The following is a 16,839-nucleotide window of genomic DNA, read 5'->3' as shown; positions in this document are numbered from 1 at the left end:
GCCCGAAGGGGGCGACGCTCCGGCGGCGGGGCCCTCCGGGTCAGCCGTTCCAGGCGGGACGGCGTGGATCGTCGGCGCGCACCACGACGTCGGCGGTGCCGGACGGGTCGGTCTCCTCGTCGTAGCGCGCGAAGGCGGGCAGGGTCCAGTGCTCGCTCTCGGGAGTGCGGCGGCGCAGCGCGCCCGGGGTCAGGACGAGGTGGACGCTCAGGTCCAGGGGGAACCAGTGGCGCAGCAGGAAGGGGCCGTGGAGCAGCAGCGCGCCGCCGGCGGGCAGCCGGACGCGGGGGCTGCGGGTGGCGCGGTCGGTGACCGGGTCCCACAGGTCGGGCAGGACCCGCCCGTCGCCGCCGGGCCCGAGGGGGTCGAAGACCTCCCGCCACAGGGCGCCGGTGTCGTACCAGCCGTTGTAGTAGGACTCGACGTCCTGGTGCCCGTATTCCAGACGGAGCGAGGCGGGGCGCAGGAATCCCGCCGTCCCCACGACGAGCGAGGGGCGGCCGCGGACGCGCAGCGCCTCACCGACGCGGTCGGCGAGGTCGCCGGGGCGGGCGGCCGGGGCGCCGTCGAGGGCGACCCGCGTCCAGGTACTGCCGTCGGCGGGTTCCACGTCGAGCAGTCGCTCGGCGAGCCGGTCGCCGAGCCGGTCCCAGGTGATCGCTTCCAGTCGCACCCGCCCATGATGCGTCACCCGGCGGGCCGGCCGTCGCGTCGTCGTGCGGGCGGTCGTGCGGGCGGTCGCCGGCCCGGCGGCCTGGACGCTCGCGCATGGGTCCGCGGCGCTCGGCCATGGTCACCGTGCCGACGGGGAGGTTGACTTGGGGTGATCGGTGGCCGGGAGGACGGCCGCCGCGCGAGGGGTGGGAGTGGACAGGACATGACCGACGGACCGTACTTCGTGCTGACGGTGCTGGGCGTGCTCGGGACCGGCGTGGTGGCCGGTGTCTTCTGCGCCTTCTCCACGTTCGTCATGCGGGGACTCGCCGCGCTGCCGCCCGCGCAGGGTGTCGCCGCGATGAACGCGATCAACACGGCCGCGGTACGGCCGGCCTTCATGTCGGTGTTCCTCGGGACGGCGGTACTGGCCGCGGCGATCGCCGTGGTGACGCTCGTGCTGTGGCCCGAGGAGGCCGCGGTGGAGTTGCTGCTCGGCAGCGCGCTGTACCTGGTCGGGGCGTTCGGGGTCACGGCGGCCGCCAACGTGCCGCGCAACGAGACGCTGAGCCGGCTGGAGCCGGGCTCGGCGGAGGCGGCCGACCGCTGGCCCGCCTACGTGCGCGAGTGGACGGCCTGGAACCACGTCCGCGCCGTCGCCTCGGCCGCCGCGGCGGTGGCGTACGTGCTGGCCCTCGCCTGAGCCGGTGGGTGCGGACCGGCGGGGCGACGAGCCGCCGGCCGCCCGGCCGCCGTCGGCTCGTCGCCTCGCCGGCCGGGTGGTCGTCCTTTCACTCCAGGTGGTGAGTCCTCCTCGCGACGGGTGATCGACTCAGTGCCAAACAGCTTAAAAACAACAATCCGAAGCGCAGGGTTCAGGACAGCAGGAAGTCCGCCTCTCCCGCCTTGGCGCCCTGGATGAAGGCCGTCATCTCGGCCGAGGTGTAGATCAGCGCCGGCCCGTCCGGGTCGGTGGACTGCCGTACCGCGATCCGGCCGTCGGAGAGCTTCATCGCCTCCAGGCAGTTGCCTCCGTTGCCGCCGCTCCACGGCTTGTGCCAGCCCTCGCTGCCCAGTTCGCGGGCGGGCATGCCGTTGTAGATCCGCTCACCGCGGGTCAGTGGCGGGCGCTGGGGTTTGATGCGGTTCATTCACAGCTCCTTGCGGAGATCCCTGAGGATCTCCTTCGTGCGATGTGCCGTGGCGGACTGCGCCGCCATGCGGTCCATGACCTCGAGGTGGGTCGCCACCTCGGCACGCGCGTCGAGATAGACGGCGCCGGTCAGGTACTCGCTGTAGACCATGTCCGGGAGTTCCGGCATGGCGAATCGGAACAGCACGAAGGGCCCGTACGTGCCGGGGTGCGGCCCGTTCGCGAACGGGGCGATCTGAAGCGTCACGTTGGGCAGCTTCGCGGCCTCGAGCAGCCGGTCGATCTGGGCACGCATCACCTCCGGTCCCCCGACGGGGCGGCGCAGCGCGGTTTCGTCCATCACGACCCACAGCCGGGGTGCGTCGTCACGGGTGAGCAGTTCCTGGCGTTGCATGCGCAGGTCGACGTGGCGCTCGATGTCGTCCGGCCGGGTCTGTCCGATGGCGCCCGAGCGCAGCACCCCGCGCGCGTAGTCCTCGGTCTGGAGGACTCCGGGGACGAAGTGGGGCTCGTAGGAGCGGATCAGGGAGGCCGCGCCCTCGAGGCTGACGTACAGCGAGAACCAGCCGGGGAGGATGTCGTGGAAGCGCTGCCACCATCCCGGCTTGTTGGCGTCCTCGGCCAGCCGGACGAAGGCGTCGGCCTCCTCGTCGCCGACACCGTAGGCCTTCAGCAGGAGCTGGAGGTACGGGATCTTGAGGGCGACCTCGGCCATCTCCATGCGGCGCACCGTGGCGGGGGCGACGCGCAGGACGCGGGCGGCTTCCTCGCGCTTGAGACCGGCGCGTTCCCGCAGGTCCAGCAGGCGCCGGCCGAGTACGACCTGGCCGACCGTCGGCGCGGACCGCGGCTCGCTCACCGCCCACCTCCTGAAGAGTCCCGAAAGAGTCCTTGCTTCCCTGTTCCGTTGTACGGACAGCCTCGGCGAGCCCGGCGTGTCCTGGTGCGGACAGCCCGGCGGCGCCATTCGAAGGTCTGTTCGAAAGCCGGAAAGGCCTTTCGAACGACCTGAAGTGGCGCCGCTCGACGTGCTGTTGCGAGCAGTGTGCCACGGCCGTCCAGAACGTCACACAGCACTCTGCATTTTTCAGAGTGACACTTGCCAAGTGTTCACGGCGGGGCGATAGTGGCAAGCGTGATTCCGTCCGCGCCCTTAGGAACAGACGCCACCGTGGGCTCCCTGGGCCTCGGTGCCGCCATGGGAGCCGGCTCCTCGGGAGCCACCGCCGCCGAGCGCCGGTTCCGTTTCGAGCTGGCCGCCCATCCGGGCTCTCCCTCGCAGGCCAGACGCCTGACCCGGGCCCGGCTGAGCGGCTGGGCGGTGTGCGAGGACACCTGCGACACCGCGGCCCTGGTGGTCTCCGAACTGGTGACCAACGCGATCGTGCACACGGCGAGCAGACACATAGTGTGCGAACTGCACGACGCCGACGACTTGGTCCGCATAGCCGTGCGCGACGAGGGCTGCGCTCCCGGCCAGCCCCACCCCTCGGAGGATCAGCAGCCCGAGGACGAGCACGGCAGGGGCCTGCTCCTCGTCGACGCCCTGTGTGACGCCTGGGGCGCCCACGAGAACGGTCCCGGACTGCTGGTCTGGGCCGAACTGCCGCGCAGGGCCGACGGACCGACCGGCCCCGCGGAGCCCCGCAACGACCTGGGCTGGGGCGCCCGCCCGAAGCCCGGCCCCGCGGACACTCCCGGAGACGAGGACGAGGCGGAGGCCCGCCGCCGGGTGAGCCGGGAGAGCCGAGAGACACGCCGCGGAACGGGGACCGAATGGCTATGAGGGCTACGTCCGGCATCCGACCGCTCGGCCTGGACACCATGGTCCGCCTCCAGCGCGGACGGCGCGGTGCCGGGACGCCCGTGCGGCTGCCCGTGCCGGACGGCATGACGGCACCGCTGGGCTGCGACGCGGTGGCGGTACCCGCCCTCCTCGCCCAGCAGGTTCTGCCCCGGCTGCCGCGCGTGGGGTGCGTCTACGCCGATGAGACGCACTGGTGGTGGATCGTTCCGTCCGACTCCGACTACGCCCTGGAGTGGCCCGCGCCCGCGCGCTACGCCACCGGTGCGGTGGTGCCCGGGGCCGCGGATGTCCCCGGCCTCCTGCACCGCTCGGACGGCACGGTCCCCTACACGCCGCCCATCCCGCTGTACCTGGCCCTGTGCCGGCTGACGAACACGACGCCCACCTGGTCGCGGACGGTGGGCGCGCAGGCGCAGTGAGCGCTTGGGCACCGTGAGCGCGGCGGAACAGTGGCGCCTGTGCCCCGTGAGCGCCTCGGCGCCGGGCGGCCGCGCGTCAGGCGGCCGCGTCACCCACGGCGTCGCCACGGTGCACGACGACCAGGAACATGTCCGTGGCGAGGTCCATGACGACCTCGGCGGGCAGGCCTTCCAGACGCCGCGCCTGTGCGAACTCCTCCGCCGGCCAGGATCCTCGGGGTCCGCCGGCGGGAAAGCGTTCGAGCACCGTTCGCCCGTTCACTCCGCACCTCCATGTAGCGCTGTACTCGTAGAGTTAAACGCCAACCATGGAGCGAACGCCTCGCGTGGTGATGGTACTGAGACACAGTTGACACCCGTTCACCGCAAAGTGTGAGCGGCGCCTCGGCCGTTCGGCCGTTTTCGCTACGGAGCGTCTCAGTCCTCGTACTCGTCGTGGTATCGGACTCTCCCACTGCCCACAGGCGCACCGAGGGCCGCCGCGCGCCCCTCGGGTTTCTCCCAGGGCTCCCGCCGGCCGAGCGCGGTCAGGTCGAGCAGGCTGGTGGTCGAGCCGATCCCGTCCAGGCCGCGCCCGTACACGGAGTAGGTGTGGAAGACCCGTTCGCGGTCCCGCAGGAAGCAGCTCAGCCCCGGCCGCTCCACCAGCTCGCCCTCGTGCTCGAGGGTCGCCTCGAAGTCGGTGTTGAAGTCGCTGACGAACGACGAGTACCAGGGCAGCGTCCAGCCCATCCGCGCCTTGAACGGCAGGATCCTCGGATACGGCGCCCGGGAGACGGCCGCGAACGACGTACCGCGGGCCCTCAGGTGCGCGAGGTGCCCGATCTGGTCCAGGAACGCCGAGCAGCCGCGACAGCCGGACTCCCACTCGGGCGCGAACATGAAGTGGTGGACGACGAGCTGGTCCCGGCCCTCGAAGAGGTCGAGCAGAGTGGCCTTGCCGTCGCCGCCCTCGAAGACGTACTCCTTGTCGACCTCCACCATGGGCAGCCCGCGCCGCTCGGCGTTGAGGACGTCACGCGCGCGGGTGGCCGCCTTCTCCTTGGCCAGTAAGGCCTCGCGCGCCGCGCGCCAGTCCGCGCGGGTGACGATCTCGGGCAGCGACATGGCTCCAGCCTCCTGTGCGACATGCGTCGTGCTTCGGTCCGACGGCCGGCGGTCCGCAAGCGGCCGGGCCGTCCGGGTGGTGACCGAAGGGCGGAGCGGAACTCATCGCTGCCCGGGAGGTTTTTTTCCCACGCGCCTCTGAACAGGCGTTTCAGGTGTCGTACTCCTGGATGCGCCGCCCGTGCCGCCGGTCGGTCAGGGCGGGCAGCCGCTCCCCCAGCTCCCGGACCACCTCGGGCACGTCCACGGTGAGCAGTCGGCGGTCGCGCATGAGGACGCGCCCGTCGACGATCGTCGTGCGCACGTCGGCGGAGCGCGCGCTGTGCACCAGGGTGGCGGCGAGGTCGTGCACGGGCTGCGTGTGCGGTCCGGTGAGGTCGACGAGGATCAGGTCGGCCCGCCGCCCCGGTGCGATGCGGCCGACGGCGTCCCCGAGCCCGACCGCCTCGGCGCTCTGCACGGTGGCGTGGTGCAGTGCCTGACGGGAGGTCAGCCAGCGGGGGTCGCCCTCGGTGGACTTCTGGATGAGGGACGTGAGTGCCATCGACTCCCACACGTCGAGGGAGTTGTTGGAGGCGGCTCCGTCGGTGGCGAGCCCCACGGGGACGCCGATGTCGCGCAGGGCGCGCACGGGCGTGGTGCCGGGCCAGGCGAACTTGAGGTAGCCGCGGGGCGCGGTCGCCACCGCCGTACGGCCGTCCGCACGCGCGAGGAGCGGCAGGTCGCCCTCGGTGATGCCGGTGCCGTGGGCGATGAGCACGTCGGTGCCGAGGACGCCGGTGCGTTCCAGGACCCCGATCGGGGTGACCCCGTGGCGGGCGAGGCTGGTGTCGGTCTGGTCGCGGTTCTCGGCGGCGTGGAGGTGCACGGGCAGGCCGTGCTCGCGGGCGAGTTCGGCGGTCGCGGCCAGGTCGGCGTCGACCACCGTGTAGGGGGCGTGCGGAGCGAGGGCGGTGGTGATCCGGCCGCCCGCGGCGCCACGGCGGCGCAGCGCGAACTCCAGCGACGCCGCCATGCCTTCGGGCCCCTGCGAGGAGAAGTACGCCTGCCCCAACTGCGCCCGCATCCCGCACTGGTCGACGACCGCGGCCACGGCGTCCATGTGGAAGTAGCTGTCCGCGAAGGCCGTGACGCCCGCGCGGATCATCTCGGCGCAGGCCAGTCGGGCGCCCAGGATCACGTCCCGCACCGTCAGGTTGGACTCGACGGGCCAGACGACGTCGTTGAACCACTCCTCGGTGGGCAGGTCCTCGGCGAGTCCGCGCAGCGCGACCATCGGCGCGTGCGTGTGGCAGTTGATCAGCCCGGGCAGGGCGACCTGACCGCGTGCGTCGATGCGTTCGGCGGCGGGCACCGCGGCCCCGGCCGCGGCGGTGGTCACGGAGTCGACGATGCCGTCGCGCACGACGACGGCCGCGTCCTGCTCGAATCCGATCCGTCCCCGGTCGTCGTGCACGAGAACGGTGCAACCGGTGATGACGAGATCGGCCGGCCGGCCGGAACTGCCGCGGCAGGCGCCGGGCTGCGGCTTCTCATGCGGAGAGGGCGTCATCACGCCAACGTACGGCCCCGGGAGTCGGCCCGGCATCCGGCCCGGCTGATCAGCCGGCCCGCCGCGTCACCCGGACCGGGCCGTCCGCACGGCCTCGTCGAGCAGCGTCCCGCAGTCGTCGACCGCGCGTGCCAGGCTCTCCGGCTCCGGTGTCAGGGCCGCGACCAGTGCGTCGACCCCGTCCAGTCCGGCCCGGCCGACCATCCCCTTCTCGTTCGTCACCCATTCCCCGCGTGCCGCCAGGACCGCGTGCGCCGTCTGGGTCGTGGCGAGGGCCAGGGCGCCGGCGACCTGGGTGAGGGCGCCCCTGGGGGCGTGTCCGGCCCTGGCGTAGGCGAGGGTGGCGGTGGCGGCGCCGTACCAGCGGTCGGGGGCTGTGGTGCGGAGGGCCTCCGGGTAGGCGGGGCGGGGCAGACTGCCGCGCAGCACCTTGTTGATCGCCAGTTCGGCGACCACGAGGTACGTGGGGATGCCCGCCAGGTGGAACATCAACGGTTCGACGCCGAAACGGCCCGCCCGTGCCTCGGTCTCCTCGTGCTCGACCACGTCCAGGTCGCGGTAATGCACGTCGACCCGGCGCCCGTCGACCGTCAGCCAGGCACCGCCGTTGAACACGCCGCCGCCCCACGCGCCGATCTCCGAGATCTCGCCCTCCCAGCCCACCGCCCGGAGGTCGTCCGGGTCGAAGGCGCCCCGGTAGTAGACCGCCAGGTCCCAGTCGCTGTCCGGTCCGTGCGTGCCCTGTGCCCGGGAGCCGCCGAGGGTGACCGCCCGGACCGCGGGCAGGGCGGCGAGCCGGTCGGCGGTGGTGTCGAGGAACGCCTGGTCCGTGAGTGTGGGGGTGGAGGTGGGGGTGGGCACTGGGTGGGCTCCTGGCGTGGGAGGGGGAGGCAGGGCGGGGCTGATGCCGGGAGCCTAGGCGGCCGGGACGCGGGTCGCGAGCGAAATTCGGGTGCGCGGCGCGGGCCGGGAACGGACGATCGGGATGTTGTCCGCCCCTCTTCCAGGAGTCCCCGTGATCCAGCGCGTCACCGTGCCCGGTCTCTTCCCGCCGCCCGTCTACTCCCACGCCACCGTCGTCGAGGCCGGGACCAGGCTCGCCTTCCTCGCCGGGTCCGTGCCGCTCGACGCCGAGGGGAAGCTGGTCGGTGCGGGGGATCCGGCCCGCCAGGCCGAGCAGGTGATCGCGAACCTCACCGAGCAGTTGCGCGCCGTCGGGAGCGGCCTGGAGCACGTGCTGTCGACCGACGTGTACGTCGTGAGCACCGAGACCGCCGCGCTGTCCGCCGTCTGGGACGTCGTCGAGGCGTCCGGGCTCAGTGCGGGCCCGCACTCCTCGACGCTGCTCGGGGTGTCCTGTCTCGGGTATCCGGGGCAACTGGTGGAGATCACCGCGACCGCTGCGGTGCCGGAGGGCGGACGTCCGTGAACCGGGGAGCCGAGCCCGTTGCGGAGGCCGGGACGGGCGCCGGTGCGGTCCTCCTGCGGCGCGCCTCCGCCGCCGACGCGCGCGCGGCGGCCGACGTCTGGCTGCGCTCCTTCGCCGCCGCACTGCCGGACGTGGTCCGGCCGCGCACCGACACGGAGGTGCGGGCGTACTTCCGGCACGTGGTGGTGGAGCAGTACGAGACCTGGGTGGCGGAGGCGGCCGGCGGCGCGGTGGTCGGGGTGATGGTGCTGGAGGGCGAGGAGCTGTCGCAGCTCTACCTCGCCCCCGAGTGGCGCGGCATCGGGCTCGGGGACCGGTTCGTCGCCCTGGCCAGGCAGCGGCGGGCGGCCGGGCTGTCGCTGTGGACGTTCCAGGCCAACACGCCCGCGCGCCGCTTCTACGAACGGCACGGTTTCACGGCCGTGGAGTGGACGGACGGCGCCCGGAACGAGGAACGGGAGCCGGACGTGCGCTACGTGTGGCGGCCCTAGGTCCTCACGCCCCGGTGCCACCGAGTCCTTCGCACCCTGGTGTCGCGGCGTCCTTCACACCCCGGTGTCGCCGCGTCCTTCACGCCCCGGTGTCGCCGCGTCCTTCACGCCCCGGTGTCGCCGCGCGCGTACTTGTCCGTCGCCGCGATCAGCGCCTCGTCGCCGGCCGCTCCGGCGTCGTGCCCGGCCTCGTCCACGACCACCAGCTCGCTGTCCGGCCAGGCGTGGTGGAGCCGCCAGACGATGCCGAGGAGGTTGCCGAAGTCGAGGCTGCCCTGGACCAGCGTGCCGGGGACGCCCCGCAGCAGGTGCGCGTCCCTGAGGATCACGCCCTCGTCGTTGCCGTCGCCCAGGAAGTGGTCGTTGCCCCAGTAGTGCGTGACGGTACGCGCGAAGCCCATGCGGAACTCCGGGTCCCGGAACCGGGCGACCGAGCCGGGCGGTGCCGGGATGATCGCCGTCTCCCAGTCGGTCCAGGCCCGCGCGGCCCGTTCCCGCACCGCCGCGTCCGGCGACTCCAGCAGGCGGTGGTACGCGGCCGCGAGGTTGCCGTCGCGTTCGTCCGGGGGCAGCTCGGCGAGGAACCGCTCGTGGGCCTCCGGGAAGATGTTTCCCAACCCGCGGGTCAGGAGGGCCACTTCGGCGTCGGAGCCGGTGGCAACGCCCGTCAGCACCAGCTCGGTCACCACTCCGGGGTGCGTCTGCGCATACCGCAGGCCCAGGGCCGAGCCCCACGACACGCCCCACACCAGCCACCGCTCGATGCCCAGGTGGGCGCGGAGCAGCTCGAGGTCGGCCATGAGGTGGGCGGTCGTGTTGACGCTCATGTCGGTGTCGGGAGCACTCGCGCGGGGCAGCGAGCGTCCGGCGCCCCGCTGGTCGAGCAGGACGATCCGGTAGGCGGCGGGGTCGAAGTACCGCCTCAGGCCCGGACTCGCGCGGCTGCCCGGCCCGCCGTGCAGCACCAGCGCGGGCCTGCCGTGCGGGTTTCCGCACGTCTCCCAGTAGACGCGGTTGCCGTCTCCGACGTCGAGCATGCCGTGGTCGTACGGTTCGATCTCCGGGTACCGGCCCATCGGGACACCGTAGTCGCAGCGGCCCCGGGCACTCATCTCCTTTTACGGGGTGAGGCCTACCGGGCGGCCAGGCCCGCCGTCTCCGCCGCCCCGCGCAGCACGTCGCGCAGCATCTCGGGGGTGAGCCGGCCGGTGAAGGTGTTGCGCTGGCTGACGTGGAAGCAGCCGAAGAGGTGCAGGTCCGGTCCGTCGGGCGCGTCCAGCGTCACGTGTCCGCCGTGCGCGAAGGCCGGGCGGGGGCGGGGCACGGTCCAGCCCGCTCCGGCGAACGCGGGCAGCGCCGCCTGCCAGCCGAAGGCACCCAGGACGACCACCGCCCGCAGCGTCGGCCGCAGCAGTTCGAGCTCCTGGACCAGCCAGGCCCGGCAGGTGTCCCGCTCGGCGGGGGTGGGCTTGTTGGCGGGCGGGGCGCAGTGCACCGGCGAGGTGATGCGCACCCCGTACAGTTCCAGGCCGTCGTCCACGCGGACCGCGGTGGGCTGCGAGGCGAGGCCCACGTCGTACAGCGCCTGGTACAGGACGTCACCGGAACGGTCGCCGGTGAACATCCGGCCGGTGCGGTTGCCGCCGTGGGCGGCGGGCGCCAGTCCGACGATCAGCAGCCGCGCGTCCGGCGGGCCGAAGCCGGGCACCGGCCTGCCCCAGTACGTCCAGTCGGCGAACGCCGCCCGTTTGGTACGGGCCACCTCCTCCCGCCACTCGACCAGCCTCGGGCAGGCCCGGCAGCCCGCGATGCGCTGGTCGAGCACGGAGAGTCCACCGGTGTCCATGCGTCCACCGTAGGACCGTCCCGGCCTCCGTGAGGTACGCCGGGGCCGTGCTGCCCGGTTCCACCCGCCGGCCGGCCGGGGAAATCGGGGCCCGTGCCACCGTGCCGGGCGGTTAAGGTCGAGGCATGGCTTCCGAGCATGACGAAAGCGGAAGCGGCCGGGTGGCCGCCCCGCAGGACGGTGCCGCTCCCGCCGCCGGGACACCGGACCCGAAGACCGCCGCGGCGATCGCCGCCGCCGAGGCGGCCGGGCCGCAGAACGGCGAGAGCGTCCGCGTGGACAGCTGGATCTGGGCCGTCCGTCTGATCAAGACCCGCTCCCTTGGCGCCACCGCCTGCCGCGGCGGCCATGTCCGGGTGAACGGCGAGCGGGTGAAGCCCGCGTACTCGCTCCGCGTCGGTGACGAGGTGCGCCTGCGGCAGGAGGGCCGGGAACGCGTCGTCGTCGTGAAGCGGCTGATCCGCAAGCGCGTCGGTGCCCCGGTCGCCGTCCAGTGCTACATCGACAACTCCCCGCCGCCCCCGCCCCGCGAGGCCGTCGCCCCCGCCGGCATCCGCGACCGGGGAGCCGGCCGCCCGACCAAGCGCGACCGCCGCGAGATGGACCGGCTGCGCGGGCTGGAGGGCCTGAGCAGCTCCCGAAGGGACGCCGGGAGCAGGCCCTGAGCCCGGCCGGGGCACGGCAGGGTTGGCTCAGCCCCGCCGGACCCGGGCCCGCACCAGGCGGCCCAGCTCCTCGTTGGACCCTCGGCGGGCCCGGGCGACGATCAGGAGCGGCACCATCAGGATGAGCGGTGTCGCCGCGTTCTCACCGTCGAAGTACATGAGCTGGACGACGAACGCGCCCACCATCAGCGCGCTCAGGGCCGTCGCCGCCACCGACTGCAGCAACGGGACCATCAGCGCCACCGCTCCCGCCAGCTCGAGGACACCGATCGCGTACATGCCCGCGTCGCCCCAGCCCATCTCGGCGAAGGTGTCGGCCGCCGAGGAGTGCCCGATCAGCTTGGGCAGGGCGCTCGCGACGGCGAAGAACAGCGCGAGGAGCACCTGCACGACGCGCAGGGCGACCCGGAGGCCGCGCCCGCGGGCCGGCAGGGTGGTGGCGGGGGACGTGGTGGTGACGGGGGACGTGGTGGTGTCCGACATGGCGGTCTCCTGAGCCGAGCGGTCCGTGCTGCTGTCGGGATACAGACCGCTCGCCGCCCCGGAACTCATCGCCGGACCGTCGCCCTTCTTCCTCCCGTTCTCTCCACTACCCGTGCCGCACGGGCACGGCCCTCACCCATGTCCCGTCGTCGGTGAGATACCGGTCCACCGCGAGTCCCGCCTCCCCGAGCGCCTCCTCGAACTGCTCCGTGGTCAGCGGCCGGGCCCGGAAGGTCTGGGTCCAGACCGCGTCCGGGAACTCGTACTCGGCCCGGACCGAGTTGACTCCGTCCCCCACCGGATCCGCCGACAGGATCCGGACGGTGAAGCCGCTGGGGTCCACCCGCTCACGCGGCAGATTCGTGTGGTAGTCCGCCCCCTCGCGCTGGATCAGTACACAGCCGTCCGCCGCGACATGCCGGGCGCAGGTGCGCAGCAGCCCTCTCCGCACCTCGGCCTCCCCGGTGTGCACGAGGAACGACGCCAGCATCACCGCGTCGAAGCGCTCGTCGAGGTCGAGGTCCTCGATCGGGCTGCATATGGTGCGCGCCCCGCGCACGCGCTCCAGCATCTCGGCGGACTCGTCCACCGCGGTGACGGTGAAACCCCGCTCCAGCAGCGGATGGGTCATGCGTCCCACGCCACTGCCCAGCTCCAGGATCCGCGCGCCCTCGGGCACGGCGGCGGCGACGATGTCCGGCTCGGCTCCGGCGGGCAGCCGCGCATAGAGCTCGACCGCGCAGCCGTCCGGGGTGATGGCCCCGGGTCCCGTGCCCTGGTGTCCCTCTCGCATTTTCAGCTCCATGCCCGTCCAACGGCCCGCCCTCGCACGCCCGTTCCCTCGTAGCGGCGGTTCACCCGACCGAGTGAACGGACCCGGTCGCGTGGTGCGGCCGGCCCGGCGGCAGGCCACGCTTCCCCCTCGCGGTCCGCCGGAGTACGTTCGTTGCAGGAAGTGGTGAACCGATGCGTACGGGCAGTGAACCGGCCACCGCGCGCAGTGCCCTGCGGGCGCGTTTCTGGCTGAGCCTGTGGGGGCTGGCCTGGGCGGTCTTCGGCACGGCCGCCTTCGCGCTCACGGGACGGTTCGGCTGGGCGCTCGCCTGCGGGGTGCTGTGGCTGATCGCCACGATCGACCTGACCGTGATCCTCCGGCACATCCGCCAGGGCCCGCACTACCAGCCGGGCCGTGACATCCCGCCGTACCTGCCGCCGAAGCGCTGACCGGCCCTCGACCGCCCGCACACCCCGGAGCGGCGGCCGTCGGGAGCCGAGCGGTGGTCAGGCATTGAGGGCCGTCAGGAATCGAGCCGCCGTCAGGAGTCGAACCGCGCCTGCTGCAAGTACTCCGGGTTCGGGTCCAGCGCCGCCGCCAGCCGGAAGTGGCGCCTGGCCTGGTCGGGGCAGCCCCGGCGCTCGTAGGTGCGGGCGAGTGCGAAGTGCGCGAACGCGTTGTCCGGCTCGCGCTCCAGCACGATGGTGAACTCCAGCTCGGCCGGTCGCAGTTGCGCCGCCGCGAAGAAGGCACGCGCACGCAGCATCCGCGCGGCGGTGTTCTCGGGATGGGCGCCGATGACCCCGTCGAGGAGCTTCACCGCGCCACGCGGGTCCCGCGCCGCGAGCAGCTGCTCGGCGGCACGGAAGTCGATGACATCCGTCTCCGGCGTACGTCCGGTCGAACCGCTTGTCTCGGGCACGGCAGAGTCCTTCCCTCGCTGGAAGGGATCAACGCGCGCGCGGGGTTCGCTATTCCGTGCGCCGCCCGGCGTGCCGTTCTGTGTGCGCCTTGCGCACCAGTCCGGCCCACACGTCTGCCACCCGTCGGCGCAGTTCCTCGAGCGGTACGTCGTTGTCGACGACCACGTCGGCGATCTCCCGGCGCTGCTCGCGCGTCGCCTGGGCGGCCATGCGGGCCCGCGCGTCCTGCTCGGTCATGCCCCGCAGCCGTACCAGCCGGTCGAGCTGGGTGGCGGGGTCGGCGTCCACGACGACCACGAGGTCGTACAGCGGGGCGAGGCCGTTCTCCGTGAGCAGGGGGACGTCGTGGACGACGACGGCGTCCTCGGCGGCGGCCTCCTCGAGGGCGCGGGAGCGCTCACCCACCAGGGGGTGCACGATGCCGTTCAGAACGGACAGCTTCTCCGGGTCGGCGAAGACGATCGAGCCCAGTTTCGGCCGGTCCAGGCTGCCGTCCCGGGCGAGGACGTCCTCGCCGAACGCCTCCACGACCGCGGCGAGCCCCGGCGTCCCGGGGGCGACGACCTCGCGCGCGATCCGGTCCGCGTCGATCAGCACGGCGCCGTGCTCGACGAGGAGCCGGGACACCTCGCTCTTGCCGGCGCCGATCCCGCCGGTCAGGCCCACCTTCAACATGAGCGGAAGCTTAGGGCCTGCCGGTTGCGGCGTCAGCCGTCGCCCTCCCGCTCCGCCAGGAACCGTTCGAACTCGCGGCCGATCTCGTCCGCCGAGGGGATCTCGAGGGGCTCGGCGAGCATGTTGCCCCGGGTCTCGGCGCCGGCGGCCGCGTCGTACTGGTGCTCCAGGCCCTGGACGAGCGCGGTGAGTTCCTCGTCGCCCTCCTGGATCTGCCGGTCGATCTCCGTCTGGGTGCGGTGGGCCTCCGTGCGCAGGGCGTGCGCGATGCCGGGCAGGACCAGACCGGTCGCCGCGGTGATCGACTCCAGGACGGTCAGCGCCGCGTCCGGGTACGCGGAGCGGGCGATGTAGTGCGGGACGTGCGCGGCGACGCCGAGCACCTCGTGGCCGGCCTGCGCGAGCCGGTACTCGACGAGCGCCTCCGCGCTGCCGGGGACCTGCGCCTCCTCGAAGGGGCTGCGGTGGCCCGGCACGAGGTCGGTGCGGGTGCCGTGCGGGGTGATGCCTACGGGACGGGTGTGCGGGACGCCCATGGGGATGCCGTGGAAGCTCACCGACAGACGGACGCCGAGCCGCTCCACGATCTGCCGTACGGCGGCGGCGAAACGCTCCCACTCGACGTCCGGCTCGGGGCCGGACAGGATCAGGAAGGGCGCTCCGGTGGCGTCCTGGACGAGCCGCACCTCGATGGTGGGTTCCTCGTAGTCCGTCCAGGTGTCGCGTTTGAAGGTCAGCAGCGGCCGGCGCGCCCGGTAGTCCACGAGCCGGTCGTGGTCGAAGCGGGCGACGACCTGGTGGGGCAGCGAGTCGAGCACCTGGTCGACGATCTGGTCGCCGGTCTCGCCGGCGTCGATGTATCCGTCGAAGTGGTACAGCATGACCAGTCCGGCCGACTCCTGGGCGAGTGCCATGTCGACGACGGCAAGGCCCTTCGGCTCCCAGGCGTACAAATCCTGCGGATCAAGCACAGTGACCGCTCCCCTCCTCGTGTTCACACGTGACAACGCCCTTGCGGGGCGGGGCATTCCCAGAAGGAACCGCCCCGGGAGAAACCCGAAGGGGCCGCACCTCGGAAGGTGCGGCCCCTCGGTCAACCGCTGTGCTTCAACCGCCGTGGGTCAGCGGCCGGTGTGCGGAGCTTCAGCTCTGGCCGCCGGCCAGCTTCTCGCGCAGCGCGGCCAGCGCCTCGTCCGACGCCAGGGCGCCGGAGTTGTCGCCACCCTCGGAGGAGTACGAGCCACCGCCGCCGCCACCGCTGCCGGACGCGGCCTGAGCCGCACCCGCGGTGTCGACACCCTCGGCCGCGGCCTTCTCGTCCGCCTCGCGGGACTTGATGACCTGCGCCTGGTGCTGCTCGAAGCGCTGCTGGGCCTCGGCGTACTGCGTCTCCCAGGCCTCGCGCTGGGTCTCGTAGCCCTCGAGCCAGTCGTTGGTCTCGGGGTCGAAGCCCTCGGGGTAGATGTAGTTGCCCTGGTCGTCGTAGGACGCGGCCATGCCGTACAGGGTCGGGTCGAACTCGACCGCCGACGGGTCGGCACCGAAGGCCTCGTTGGCCTGCTTCAGCGAGAGGCTGATGCGGCGGCGCTCGAGGTCGATGTCGATGACCTTGACGAAGATCTCGTCGTTGACCTGGACGACCTGCTCCGGGATCTCCACGTGGCGCTCGGCCAGCTCGGAGATGTGGACCAGACCCTCGATGCCCTCGTCCACGCGGACGAACGCACCGAACGGCACCAGCTTCGTGACCTTGCCGGGCACGACCTGGCCGATCTGGTGGGTGCGGGCGAACTGCTGCCACGGGTCTTCCTGGGTCGCCTTCAGCGACAGGGAGACACGCTCGCGGTCCATGTCGACGTCGAGGACCTCGACGGTGACTTCCTGGCCGACCTCGACAACCTCGGACGGGTGGTCGATGTGCTTCCAGGACAGCTCGGAGACGTGGACCAGACCGTCGACGCCACCCAGGTCCACGAAGGCACCGAAGTTGACGATCGAGGAGACGACGCCGGAACGGACCTGACCCTTCTGGAGGGTGGTGAGGAACGTCTGGCGGACCTCGGACTGGGTCTGCTCCAGCCAGGCACGGCGGGACAGGACCACGTTGTTGCGGTTCTTGTCCAGCTCGATGATCTTCGCCTCGAGCTCCTTGCCCACGTAGGGCTGGAGGTCGCGGACGCGACGCATCTCGACCAGGGAGGCCGGGAGGAAGCCGCGGAGGCCGATGTCGAGGATGAGACCACCCTTGACGACCTCGATGACGGTACCGGTGACGATGCCGTCCTCTTCCTTGATCTTCTCGATGGTGCCCCAGGCACGCTCGTACTGGGCGCGCTTCTTCGAGAGGATCAGGCGGCCTTCCTTGTCCTCCTTCTGGAGAACAAGGGCCTCGATCTCGTCACCGACGGCGACGACCTCGTTGGGGTCGACGTCGTGCTTGATCGAGAGCTCGCGGCTCGGGATGACACCTTCGGTCTTGTAACCGATGTCGAGCAGGACCTCGTCCCGGTCGACCTTCACGATGACGCCGTCGACGATGTCGCCGTCGTTGAAGTACTTGATCGTCTCGTCGATCGCGGCGAGGAAGGCTTCCTCGTTACCGATGTCGTTGACCGCAACCTGCGGGGTGGTGGCGGTGGTCTCGGTGCTGCTCGTCATGTGGGAAAGGGCTCCGGTACGGACATTGAGTCGTAGGTACTGCTTGCGCCGGGAGCCCGTTTCGCTCTGAAGAAGCCGGACAGCTTAGGAAGCGTCACCGAAACCAGGGGTGACACCTCGAGAACCGAGGGGACATACAACAGATGCGAGCGCGACCTGCTACGTCTGAGGTGCGCAGGCCCGCAGCGCAACTTGTAGCATA

Annotated in this window: 22 protein-coding genes; 7 read left to right on the top strand and 15 right to left on the bottom strand. The window is 72.3% G+C overall.

Features of this window, described 5'->3' with window-relative positions:
* Positions 1-40: 40 nt before the first annotated feature.
* Positions 41-673, bottom strand: coding sequence for a nucleoside/nucleotide kinase family protein (locus Sco07f_RS29610; protein ID WP_007448398.1), 633 nt, complete (start codon positions 671-673; stop codon positions 41-43).
* A gap of 204 nt (positions 674-877) precedes the next feature.
* Here Sco07f_RS29610 and Sco07f_RS29605 point away from each other — a divergent pair, with 204 nt between their 5' ends.
* Positions 878-1,357, top strand: coding sequence for an anthrone oxygenase family protein (locus Sco07f_RS29605; protein ID WP_108989642.1), 480 nt, complete (start codon positions 878-880; stop codon positions 1,355-1,357).
* A gap of 172 nt (positions 1,358-1,529) precedes the next feature.
* Here Sco07f_RS29605 and Sco07f_RS29600 read toward each other — a convergent pair whose 3' ends face one another.
* Both Sco07f_RS29600 and Sco07f_RS29595 read right to left on the bottom strand, forming a co-directional pair.
* Entirely contained in the window at positions 1,530-1,805 is a 276-nt protein-coding gene (locus Sco07f_RS29600; protein ID WP_007448399.1) for a DUF397 domain-containing protein, read from the bottom strand.
* On the bottom strand, positions 1,806-2,666 hold the full coding sequence (locus Sco07f_RS29595; RefSeq protein WP_054103402.1) for a Sco1979 family transcriptional regulator: 861 nt from the start codon (positions 2,664-2,666) through the stop codon (positions 1,806-1,808).
* Positions 2,667-2,933: 267 nt separating this feature from the next.
* Here Sco07f_RS29595 and Sco07f_RS29590 point away from each other — a divergent pair, with 267 nt between their 5' ends.
* Positions 2,934-3,593, top strand: coding sequence for an ATP-binding protein (locus tag Sco07f_RS29590; protein WP_108989641.1), 660 nt, complete (start codon positions 2,934-2,936; stop codon positions 3,591-3,593).
* On the top strand, positions 3,590-4,033 hold the full coding sequence (locus tag Sco07f_RS29585) for a hypothetical protein (protein ID WP_007448432.1): 444 nt from the start codon (positions 3,590-3,592) through the stop codon (positions 4,031-4,033). Before Sco07f_RS29590 ends, Sco07f_RS29585 begins: the two co-directional genes overlap by 4 nt.
* 76 nt (positions 4,034-4,109) lie before the next feature.
* Here the strand turns inward: Sco07f_RS29585 and Sco07f_RS29580 are convergent, their stop codons facing one another.
* From Sco07f_RS29580 to Sco07f_RS29565, 4 genes are all read right to left on the bottom strand, one after another.
* On the bottom strand, positions 4,110-4,295 hold the full coding sequence (locus Sco07f_RS29580; RefSeq protein ID WP_007448401.1) for a DUF8839 family protein: 186 nt from the start codon (positions 4,293-4,295) through the stop codon (positions 4,110-4,112).
* Between the two features lie 155 nt (positions 4,296-4,450).
* The gene (locus tag Sco07f_RS29575) at positions 4,451-5,140 is read right to left on the bottom strand and encodes a DUF899 domain-containing protein (protein ID WP_007448403.1); all 690 of its coding nucleotides are present in this window, start codon (positions 5,138-5,140) and stop codon (positions 4,451-4,453) included.
* Positions 5,141-5,291: 151 nt separating this feature from the next.
* Positions 5,292-6,692 (bottom strand): amidohydrolase, encoded by a 1,401-nt coding sequence (locus tag Sco07f_RS29570; protein ID WP_108989640.1) that lies wholly within the window; start codon positions 6,690-6,692, stop codon positions 5,292-5,294.
* Between the two features lie 66 nt (positions 6,693-6,758).
* Positions 6,759-7,553: a nucleotidyltransferase domain-containing protein gene (locus tag Sco07f_RS29565; RefSeq protein WP_108989639.1), complete on the bottom strand. Its 795-nt coding sequence runs from the start codon at positions 7,551-7,553 to the stop codon at positions 6,759-6,761.
* A gap of 154 nt (positions 7,554-7,707) precedes the next feature.
* Here Sco07f_RS29565 and Sco07f_RS29560 point away from each other — a divergent pair, with 154 nt between their 5' ends.
* The gene (locus Sco07f_RS29560; RefSeq protein WP_007448433.1) at positions 7,708-8,121 is read left to right on the top strand and encodes a RidA family protein; all 414 of its coding nucleotides are present in this window, start codon (positions 7,708-7,710) and stop codon (positions 8,119-8,121) included.
* On the top strand, positions 8,118-8,612 hold the full coding sequence (locus Sco07f_RS29555) for a GNAT family N-acetyltransferase (protein WP_007448434.1): 495 nt from the start codon (positions 8,118-8,120) through the stop codon (positions 8,610-8,612). The genes Sco07f_RS29560 and Sco07f_RS29555 overlap by 4 nt, the downstream gene beginning before the upstream one ends.
* Positions 8,613-8,716: 104 nt before the next feature.
* On the opposite strand, the gene pip is transcribed toward Sco07f_RS29555, so the two are convergent.
* Complete coding sequence (gene pip / locus Sco07f_RS29550; protein ID WP_108989718.1) at positions 8,717-9,688, bottom strand: prolyl aminopeptidase; 972 nt, start codon at positions 9,686-9,688, stop codon at positions 8,717-8,719.
* Positions 9,689-9,744: 56 nt separating this feature from the next.
* Positions 9,745-10,458 (bottom strand): uracil-DNA glycosylase, encoded by a 714-nt coding sequence (locus tag Sco07f_RS29545; protein ID WP_007448412.1) that lies wholly within the window; start codon positions 10,456-10,458, stop codon positions 9,745-9,747.
* Positions 10,459-10,583: 125 nt separating this feature from the next.
* Between Sco07f_RS29545 and Sco07f_RS29540 the strand changes: the two genes are divergently transcribed.
* Positions 10,584-11,123 (top strand): RNA-binding S4 domain-containing protein, encoded by a 540-nt coding sequence (locus Sco07f_RS29540; RefSeq protein ID WP_007448435.1) that lies wholly within the window; start codon positions 10,584-10,586, stop codon positions 11,121-11,123.
* 27 nt (positions 11,124-11,150) lie between these two features.
* Here Sco07f_RS29540 and Sco07f_RS29535 read toward each other — a convergent pair whose 3' ends face one another.
* The gene (locus Sco07f_RS29535) at positions 11,151-11,606 is read right to left on the bottom strand and encodes a DoxX family protein (RefSeq protein WP_244942165.1); all 456 of its coding nucleotides are present in this window, start codon (positions 11,604-11,606) and stop codon (positions 11,151-11,153) included.
* A 106-nt stretch (positions 11,607-11,712) separates the two neighbouring features.
* Positions 11,713-12,399: a class I SAM-dependent methyltransferase gene (locus Sco07f_RS29530; RefSeq protein ID WP_108989637.1), complete on the bottom strand. Its 687-nt coding sequence runs from the start codon at positions 12,397-12,399 to the stop codon at positions 11,713-11,715.
* A 173-nt stretch (positions 12,400-12,572) separates the two neighbouring features.
* Here Sco07f_RS29530 and Sco07f_RS29525 point away from each other — a divergent pair, with 173 nt between their 5' ends.
* Positions 12,573-12,830, top strand: coding sequence for a DUF6343 family protein (locus Sco07f_RS29525; RefSeq protein WP_007448438.1), 258 nt, complete (start codon positions 12,573-12,575; stop codon positions 12,828-12,830).
* 92 nt (positions 12,831-12,922) lie between these two features.
* On the opposite strand, the gene Sco07f_RS29520 is transcribed toward Sco07f_RS29525, so the two are convergent.
* The 4 genes from Sco07f_RS29520 to rpsA all read right to left on the bottom strand — a co-directional run bounded on the left by Sco07f_RS29520 (position 12,923) and on the right by rpsA (position 16,637).
* Positions 12,923-13,303, bottom strand: a complete 381-nt coding sequence (locus Sco07f_RS29520; RefSeq protein WP_007448420.1) for a tetratricopeptide repeat protein — start codon at positions 13,301-13,303, stop codon at positions 12,923-12,925.
* A 49-nt stretch (positions 13,304-13,352) separates the two neighbouring features.
* Positions 13,353-13,979 carry a dephospho-CoA kinase gene (coaE, locus tag Sco07f_RS29515; protein WP_054103392.1) on the bottom strand — a complete coding sequence of 209 codons (627 nt, stop codon included), beginning with the start codon at positions 13,977-13,979 and terminating at the stop codon, positions 13,353-13,355.
* Positions 13,980-14,011: 32 nt separating this feature from the next.
* Positions 14,012-14,950, bottom strand: coding sequence for a PAC2 family protein (locus tag Sco07f_RS29510; protein WP_007448422.1), 939 nt, complete (start codon positions 14,948-14,950; stop codon positions 14,012-14,014).
* A gap of 172 nt (positions 14,951-15,122) precedes the next feature.
* Positions 15,123-16,637, bottom strand: coding sequence for a 30S ribosomal protein S1 (gene rpsA / locus Sco07f_RS29505; protein ID WP_007448423.1), 1,515 nt, complete (start codon positions 16,635-16,637; stop codon positions 15,123-15,125).
* Positions 16,638-16,839 lie beyond the last annotated feature (202 nt).

It is taken from the genome of Streptomyces coelicoflavus, from assembly GCF_003112555.1.
Lineage (GTDB): Bacteria > Actinomycetota > Actinomycetes > Streptomycetales > Streptomycetaceae > Streptomyces > Streptomyces coelicoflavus.
The sequence above is the reverse complement of the archived record's forward strand: the minus strand, read 5'-3'. Positions and strand labels throughout refer to the sequence as shown.